This window comes from Candidatus Magnetaquiglobus sp., from assembly GCF_058402785.1.
Genome location: NZ_JBZVFG010000051.1, coordinates 21,229 through 27,322, shown reverse-complemented (window position 1 = coordinate 27,322; position 6,094 = coordinate 21,229). Strand labels below are relative to the sequence as shown.

Sequence of the window (6,094 nt, the reverse complement as noted above, 5' to 3'; positions counted from 1 at the left end):
CCTCATCGGGGGCAAGTTAAACTTCACCCTACCCACGTGAAACAGCGAGGAGCCTTGATAATCGTTGAATCTTCGCTATCAGGCTCAGGAATCCCTTGCAGAGCTTCAGACACACTAACCCAATCTTTTTTTGCATGCGTTGGTTCTGGGAATTGAAAATCCATTTTTGTAGGCAAATCTTCCCTAGTGCCAGCAATTATTATTCTTATTCTTGTTTGTGGCACGCCAAAATCTGCTGTATTGAAAGTTTTATATCTAACTCTATATCCGGCACTCGAAAAATCATTTACAATTTTTTTAATAACATTACCATTATCTAAACTCAATATGCCTCTTACATTTTCAGCAAGAAAGTATAATGGTTTTTTATTGTTTACTATTTTGAGAAACTGCATATATAGTTTATTCCTCTCATCCTCAACATCTCTTAGCATGTTTGCCATTGAAAAACCTTGACATGGAAAACCACCGACAATAACTTCACTGTGCGGAATATTTTCAATTCCTATATTGGAAATATCAGCACAGATTATATGACCTCCGATATTTTTTTTATATGTTGCACAGCTATCTGCATCTATATCATTTGCCCATAAAATTTGGTGGCCTGCTTGAATCAATCCAAGGTCTAGGCCTCCTGCACCTGAAAACAGAGAAACGATTTTCATGGATTTTCTTCCTTATCTAAACAGAGAACTCTTCTCTGTGCTTTTTTGCTTGGCTCATTTTGATGTTTGCTATATTTCAATTTTGGCGTATCTGTGTGCAGCGTCAAGTCAATATTTAGAGAAGCCTTAGAATGATTCTTACTATTATGCATGACAGACCACATCCGCTTGAATCTGCCGGTTGAGACGGATGATGCTCCCTCTGATTCGCTCTCCGTTTTCGGCCATGGCCACATCCAGTTCATAAGTCTTCTGGAGGTTCAACCAGAACGCTGCCTCTACCCCTAACCACTGTTCCAGCCGAATGGCGGTATCCGCCGTCATGGCACGTTTACCAGCAATGAGCTGGTATATCCGGTTGGAGGGGACGTGGATGGCCCTTGCAAGGTCAGCAGCACTCATTCCAAGCTCTTCCAACTCGTCAGCCAGTACCGTACCTGGATGGATTGGGTATATCGGCCTTCTCTCGGTCGTGTCCATGGTGTCTCGCTCAATGGTAATCGGCAATTTCAATGTTGTATGGCTTCGGGGCACCATCCGGCCACTCAAAACACACACGCCACTGCTGGTTGATACGGATGCTGAACTGTCCCTTTCGGTCTCCTTCAAGGGCTTCAAAGCGATTGCTTGGCAACAGCATCAGTCCCTGACGTGAAACGGCACTGTCCAGGATGACCAACCGCTTCTTGATTTGTTCCTCGAACGCCTGGAACTCTCGAACACGTTCACCAGATGCAAACCGTTCCGTCCTCTTGTCCCGATATTTTGCTGGTTCAGTCATTGGACAGCCTACGCCCCCTTCTGTCCCTGGTGGTCATCCATCATTCGTTGGTAGAGTAGCCTATAGAGACGTACTACGTCAAACGTATTGAAAAAAATCCAGGAACACCTGCATGGATACGGTGGAGGCAAGAACCGCCGCCATTCAAGGGATGAGGAACTTGTCCCCGTAGCTCAGCCGGATAGAGCAACGGTGGGGAAGGGTTTACGGGCAGTGGATCGCGCCAGATGGTGTTAGAAATCCGGGGGGGTGGGATGGGGTGGGGTGGGACTGGGCGGGATGGGGTGGGACTGGGCGGGGTTGATGGGGAAGGAGAAAGGCGGGGTGGAGGGCGGCGGGGCGGGAGGAGAGGCGCGACAGATGGTTTTAGAAATTTGGCGGACGGGACGGAAACAGCGTGGCGCGGATGAAAATTGAATGTCTGATTTAACAATGAGTTGCAAATGATGGTTGCGAGGATGGCACCGCGAACTTTTACCAAAAGGTAAAAGTTCGCCATACAGGTAAAAGTTTCAAAATATTCATATGTTTCAGTATTTTATGCGTTGAATGCAAGCCAAAACATACCACAAACCAAGCCGTTTTGCGTGCCTTATGATATCTAATATTGTATGATTTAAAGTTTAATTGTCCGCCCGGATAGCCGGGCGGAGGTGGGTGTTTATGGCGCCGGAATGGAGGTCAAATAGGCCGTTGCTGCATCGAAATCGCCCTGCTTGAGGTGGCCGACGCGGCGCATGTCGAAGCGTTTGTGAAGGCCGCTCCAGATCATTTGACGCGACATGCCGGAGCGTGCCGACGTGGTGGCCACCAGACTTGACAATATGATCTGTTGATCCTGGTTGATCGGACGATGAAGGTTCCAGGCGAACCAGGATCCGACAGTCAGGGTGGTCACGAGCGCGGCCACGGGAAGCCATCTGTATCTTGGTTTGGGGGAGGTAGTGATCCGGAAGAACTGGGAGGGGTGATGCTGGTACGACATGGCGCGACTCCTTTTCGGTCGAAGCGTTGATGGTTATAACGCATCGACAAAAAATTACCAACACCTTATCTTTCTGTTTGATTTCTATTGAATTATTTGACTACTCAACTTTGAATTCAAACAGTCTGGCGATTGAGATCGGCAGGACACACACCCCGGCTTGCATCGCCTCCACCATCGCCTTGCGCTCCTCTGGAGTGCTCATCTCGCACGCCAGCCGATACATAGCCACCTTCTGATAAGGTGTGCGATCCTCCCTTTCCCTGCGCAGCACGGTTTCAATCACAAGTGCCACCCCGAGCACATCCTCGGCGCTCACGTCGGAGTTCCCTTCGAGTCCGCGATTCTGAGAACGTCTGCCGGTCAAGATGTAGCCAACATCAGCTCCAGCATCGGCAATAGCCATCAGATATCCAGCGTCAGGCAATCTCTCACCAGACTCGTATCTGATTTGTGAGCCAATCTTTGCTCCACCTATAGCGGCAAAATCAGTCTGATTCAGACCGAGCCGTTTGCGCTCCTCGCGCAACCTTTCAGAAAATATTTCCATTCGGCAACATTTTTCTTTGACCTATCTTCCCGTTCGGGAATATTCTGTCCCCAATGCAGCGTAACCAGTAACCAGACTTTACCACACCCACCCCACATCTCAATGTCCATTTTCGGGAGATGGTGGGACAGCGGAGGCGGACATGGGAAAGAAGCAGTCGGAACCCACAAAGACCGAACAGAACGCCAGTGCGGCGATGTCTATTTCCTCGCCTCGCGTGGACACCATCAAAGAGCGCCCCATCCTTTTTTCGCGTGAGATGGTCCGGGCGATCCTGGATGGCAGGAAGACGCAGACGCGGCGGGTGGTCAAGGATGGGAGAATCGGCCCATCGTCCGTACTGTTCATTGATGGCGGATCCTATCTCGGCAAAACCACGGCACTTGATCTGACGAAAGCAAGACCCGACGGAAAACCGTTGTCTGTCACGCATGTACAGCCGCTCTTTTGTTGCCCCTACGGAAAACCCGGTGACCGGCTGTGGGTACGTGAGGCTTGGAGGCGCTTCAATAGAGCAGATGAATGCGATCACCTGGACGATTGCGGGTGTCCGCCGACAGGCACCTCCCTCTACAAAGCCGATTTCCCTGACCCGGACGAAAGCAAATGGCTCCCATCCATCCATATGCCACGCTCGGTGTCGCGCATCCTGCTCGAAATCACAAACATCAGAATCGAAAGACTGAAAGATATCTCCGAACGCGACGCCACCGCGGATGGAGCTGATTGGTTAGATCCCTGGTTCAATACGCGGCGCGAGGCTTTCCTGGATCTGTGGAACAGGATCAACGCCAAGCGCGGAAACTGGTGGGATGAAAATCCATGGGTCTGGGTGATCGATTTCCGGGTTGTGAATGCTTAAAGGAGAGCGACTGACGGACCGCTTTTCGTCGGACCCTCTCACAGATGAGAGTCAAGCTCATGGCGGGCATGGAGGCCCAGGGAAGTCGGCGCCAGCACCGAGAAATCCAAGCTGAAACAGCAGTTGGGGAGCACATCATGATCGAACACCTCAACCACCCGACCTATCATTTCGACATGCTCTTCTGTCCGGTGACCGTCGCGCATTTGTTCCCCATGGCGTGTCAACGCCGGCACAAGAGCCACCCCCAGCAGTGCCGGGAAAAACAGTGCGCCCCTGTGGTCACTCCAGAACCGGAAACGCCCGTGACCGTGCAGCCCATCCCGTCCATCACCGATCCGATGAGAGCATGCTCCCAATGCCAGAAAACGCATTGCCGGATTATCAAAGGGCTGTGTGCGGCATGCTACGAACGGGCGAGGCTAAGCGCCAAACGGAATCAGAACAACACCCAATCCCAGGAGATACCCGTGACCATGACAGACGCTCCAGCCGACACGCCGCTGCTTAGAGTGTGTCCAAGCTGCCAGGAAGAAGCCCGCTACCTCACCAAGGGAATCTGTCCTAAGTGCTACGCCAAAGCGAATTACGCCGAAAAAAAGAGAGCAAAAAACCAATCCGCGCAAGCTGCGGTCGCGTCTGCTCCCATGGAGATTCAGGAGGTGGCCGCGTCGGACCCGCCCCAGGAGATCCGGGGGGGGGTGATCGCCGAGACCCTGGAATCCCGCGTCGCGACCGACCCACTCCAGATCATGAACGGGACCTCTTGGTCCATGCCCGTCCCGTCGTTTCTGGCCGGCTCCTCGGAAGAGATTTTGAAGGTGCTGGAAGCGGCCCGGGTGCAGGCCGCGCAAGAGATGGTTCCCCTGGAGTCCTTCATCCTTCGCGCTGTGCAGGAAAAGGTTTTCTCGAATTACATGTTGGCCATGAAGGCGTCTTGAAACTCATACCTCTGTGTCCGTTTGACCGCCTGACGAGCCGCGAGACGGCGAAACCTCTTTGTTTGTTGGGAGGTCGCGGAATCCATACCGCTCATGGATGTAGCCAAGGATGGCGAGGGCAAGCCGGTAACTCCCGAAAAAGCCCGGCAATCACCGACCGCTTCAATCAGCCCGTTCTCCGGCTGGCGTGCGTCTCCCTCGGCGGGGCGGTGATCGACTGGTCCACGAGACGGACCATTTTTAACTCATTTTGGAATAACAATAAAAGCGAGTTGGCGTGAACGGAAAACAGCTCAGTCTTTTTACTCCCGGCCTGTCCGTGGAGTACGCGGTGAAGGAGGCGATGCAGCTCGCCGCCAAGAAGAGCGGTTTGTCCCGTGCCCAGATCGTGGACGAGATGGAAAGGTTGGCGGGAAGAAGCGGCGTAAAGCTCAATAGCGGCAGCGCCGCGCGACTCACGGAGGATATGTTAGACAAATGGCTCAATCCACAAGAACAGGATCGCATGATCCCGCTCAAGGCCCTGGTGATCTTTTGCCGGGTGACGGGCAATCTGGACCCGTACCGGGTGATGCTGGCGCCGCTGGAGGCCGAGGTCATCACCGGCGAGGACGTACTGCTGCTGCAAATGGCCAAGGCCCAGCAGCGCATCAAGACGGAGCGTCGGCGACTGCGAAGGCTGGAAATGCAGATCGACGGGTGAGAGACGGACGCAGGATTCGGGCTTGGATGCTGCTGAAAGGGATCACGGGTCGTGCGATCGCCGAGGCTACCGGGATTGCCGCACCGCATGTCAGCGCTACCATCCACGGCAGGGAAAATTATCTCATGGTGCTGCAACATCTGTTGATGTGTGGGTGCCCTAAGGAATTTCTGGCTATTCCGGAGCGATTGATGAAGCGGATGGCTGATCAGCCCAAGTCGGCCTGACATGAACACTTACACCGCCTCATGAAGGAGAAAATCAGTGTACGCGCATTATTTATTCAAACCTGGTGTTGAGTTACGCACAAACGTCGAACGAGCTTTGATGAATCGAGGGTCATCACTGCGCGCGTGGAGCGAAAAATGGGGTTGTTTGAGTCTTGATGCAGAGCGGTCGCTGCTAGGGGAGGATGCGCCCTTGTGTGCTGAAATCGTGGATCACTTGATTGACGAACTGTTCGAGGATCTGCTCGGAATGAAATGGGCGAACGAGCAGGAAGTTACCAATACGCGGACCATCATCAATCACCGTTATGTCATCAATCTTTGAATGAACGCTTACACCGCCAAAGAGCTTGCGTACTTGGCCGGTAATCTTGCGA

At 52.7% G+C, this 6,094-nt stretch carries 10 protein-coding genes; 5 read left to right on the top strand and 5 right to left on the bottom strand.

The features are described from left to right. Positions 1-23: 23 nt before the first annotated feature. The 5 genes from ACV4UY_RS14120 to ACV4UY_RS14100 all read right to left on the bottom strand — a co-directional run bounded on the left by ACV4UY_RS14120 (position 24) and on the right by ACV4UY_RS14100 (position 2,984). Positions 24-668, bottom strand: a complete 645-nt coding sequence (locus ACV4UY_RS14120; RefSeq protein WP_491608224.1) for a DNA cytosine methyltransferase — start codon at positions 666-668, stop codon at positions 24-26. Between the two features lie 144 nt (positions 669-812). Beyond that, positions 813-1,148, bottom strand: a complete 336-nt coding sequence (locus tag ACV4UY_RS14115; protein ID WP_491608223.1) for a HigA family addiction module antitoxin — start codon at positions 1,146-1,148, stop codon at positions 813-815. A gap of 10 nt (positions 1,149-1,158) precedes the next feature. After that, positions 1,159-1,449 carry a type II toxin-antitoxin system RelE/ParE family toxin gene (locus ACV4UY_RS14110; protein ID WP_491608222.1) on the bottom strand — a complete coding sequence of 97 codons (291 nt, stop codon included), beginning with the start codon at positions 1,447-1,449 and terminating at the stop codon, positions 1,159-1,161. A gap of 661 nt (positions 1,450-2,110) precedes the next feature. Beyond that, a complete protein-coding gene (locus tag ACV4UY_RS14105; RefSeq protein ID WP_491608221.1) occupies positions 2,111-2,434 on the bottom strand; it encodes a hypothetical protein in 324 nt (107 codons plus the stop codon). 100 nt (positions 2,435-2,534) lie between these two features. Beyond that, entirely contained in the window at positions 2,535-2,984 is a 450-nt protein-coding gene (locus ACV4UY_RS14100; protein WP_491608220.1) for a helix-turn-helix domain-containing protein, read from the bottom strand. 142 nt (positions 2,985-3,126) lie between these two features. Here ACV4UY_RS14100 and ACV4UY_RS14095 point away from each other — a divergent pair, with 142 nt between their 5' ends. From ACV4UY_RS14095 to ACV4UY_RS14075, 5 genes are all read left to right on the top strand, one after another. Then, positions 3,127-3,846, top strand: a complete 720-nt coding sequence (locus tag ACV4UY_RS14095; RefSeq protein ID WP_491608219.1) for a hypothetical protein — start codon at positions 3,127-3,129, stop codon at positions 3,844-3,846. A 44-nt stretch (positions 3,847-3,890) separates the two neighbouring features. Continuing rightward, positions 3,891-4,787, top strand: coding sequence for a hypothetical protein (locus ACV4UY_RS14090; RefSeq protein ID WP_491608218.1), 897 nt, complete (start codon positions 3,891-3,893; stop codon positions 4,785-4,787). Between the two features lie 277 nt (positions 4,788-5,064). Next, positions 5,065-5,490, top strand: a complete 426-nt coding sequence (locus ACV4UY_RS14085; RefSeq protein WP_491608217.1) for a hypothetical protein — start codon at positions 5,065-5,067, stop codon at positions 5,488-5,490. A 26-nt stretch (positions 5,491-5,516) separates the two neighbouring features. After that, on the top strand, positions 5,517-5,717 hold the full coding sequence (locus ACV4UY_RS14080; RefSeq protein ID WP_491608216.1) for a helix-turn-helix domain-containing protein: 201 nt from the start codon (positions 5,517-5,519) through the stop codon (positions 5,715-5,717). Between the two features lie 37 nt (positions 5,718-5,754). Continuing rightward, positions 5,755-6,042: a hypothetical protein gene (locus ACV4UY_RS14075; protein ID WP_491608215.1), complete on the top strand. Its 288-nt coding sequence runs from the start codon at positions 5,755-5,757 to the stop codon at positions 6,040-6,042. Positions 6,043-6,094 lie beyond the last annotated feature (52 nt).

Coding starts and splice junctions, on each gene's coding strand:
- ACV4UY_RS14110 (WP_491608222.1), bottom strand. CDS start 1,449: ATGACTGAACCAGCAAAATATCGGGACAAGAGGACGGAACGGTTTGCA.
- ACV4UY_RS14090 (WP_491608218.1), top strand. CDS start 3,891: ATGAGAGTCAAGCTCATGGCGGGCATGGAGGCCCAGGGAAGTCGGCGC.
- ACV4UY_RS14105 (WP_491608221.1), bottom strand. CDS start 2,434: ATGTCGTACCAGCATCACCCCTCCCAGTTCTTCCGGATCACTACCTCC.
- ACV4UY_RS14095 (WP_491608219.1), top strand. CDS start 3,127: ATGGGAAAGAAGCAGTCGGAACCCACAAAGACCGAACAGAACGCCAGT.
- ACV4UY_RS14120 (WP_491608224.1), bottom strand. CDS start 668: ATGAAAATCGTTTCTCTGTTTTCAGGTGCAGGAGGCCTAGACCTTGGA.
- ACV4UY_RS14100 (WP_491608220.1), bottom strand. CDS start 2,984: ATGGAAATATTTTCTGAAAGGTTGCGCGAGGAGCGCAAACGGCTCGGT.
- ACV4UY_RS14080 (WP_491608216.1), top strand. CDS start 5,517: ATGCTGCTGAAAGGGATCACGGGTCGTGCGATCGCCGAGGCTACCGGG.
- ACV4UY_RS14115 (WP_491608223.1), bottom strand. CDS start 1,148: ATGGACACGACCGAGAGAAGGCCGATATACCCAATCCATCCAGGTACG.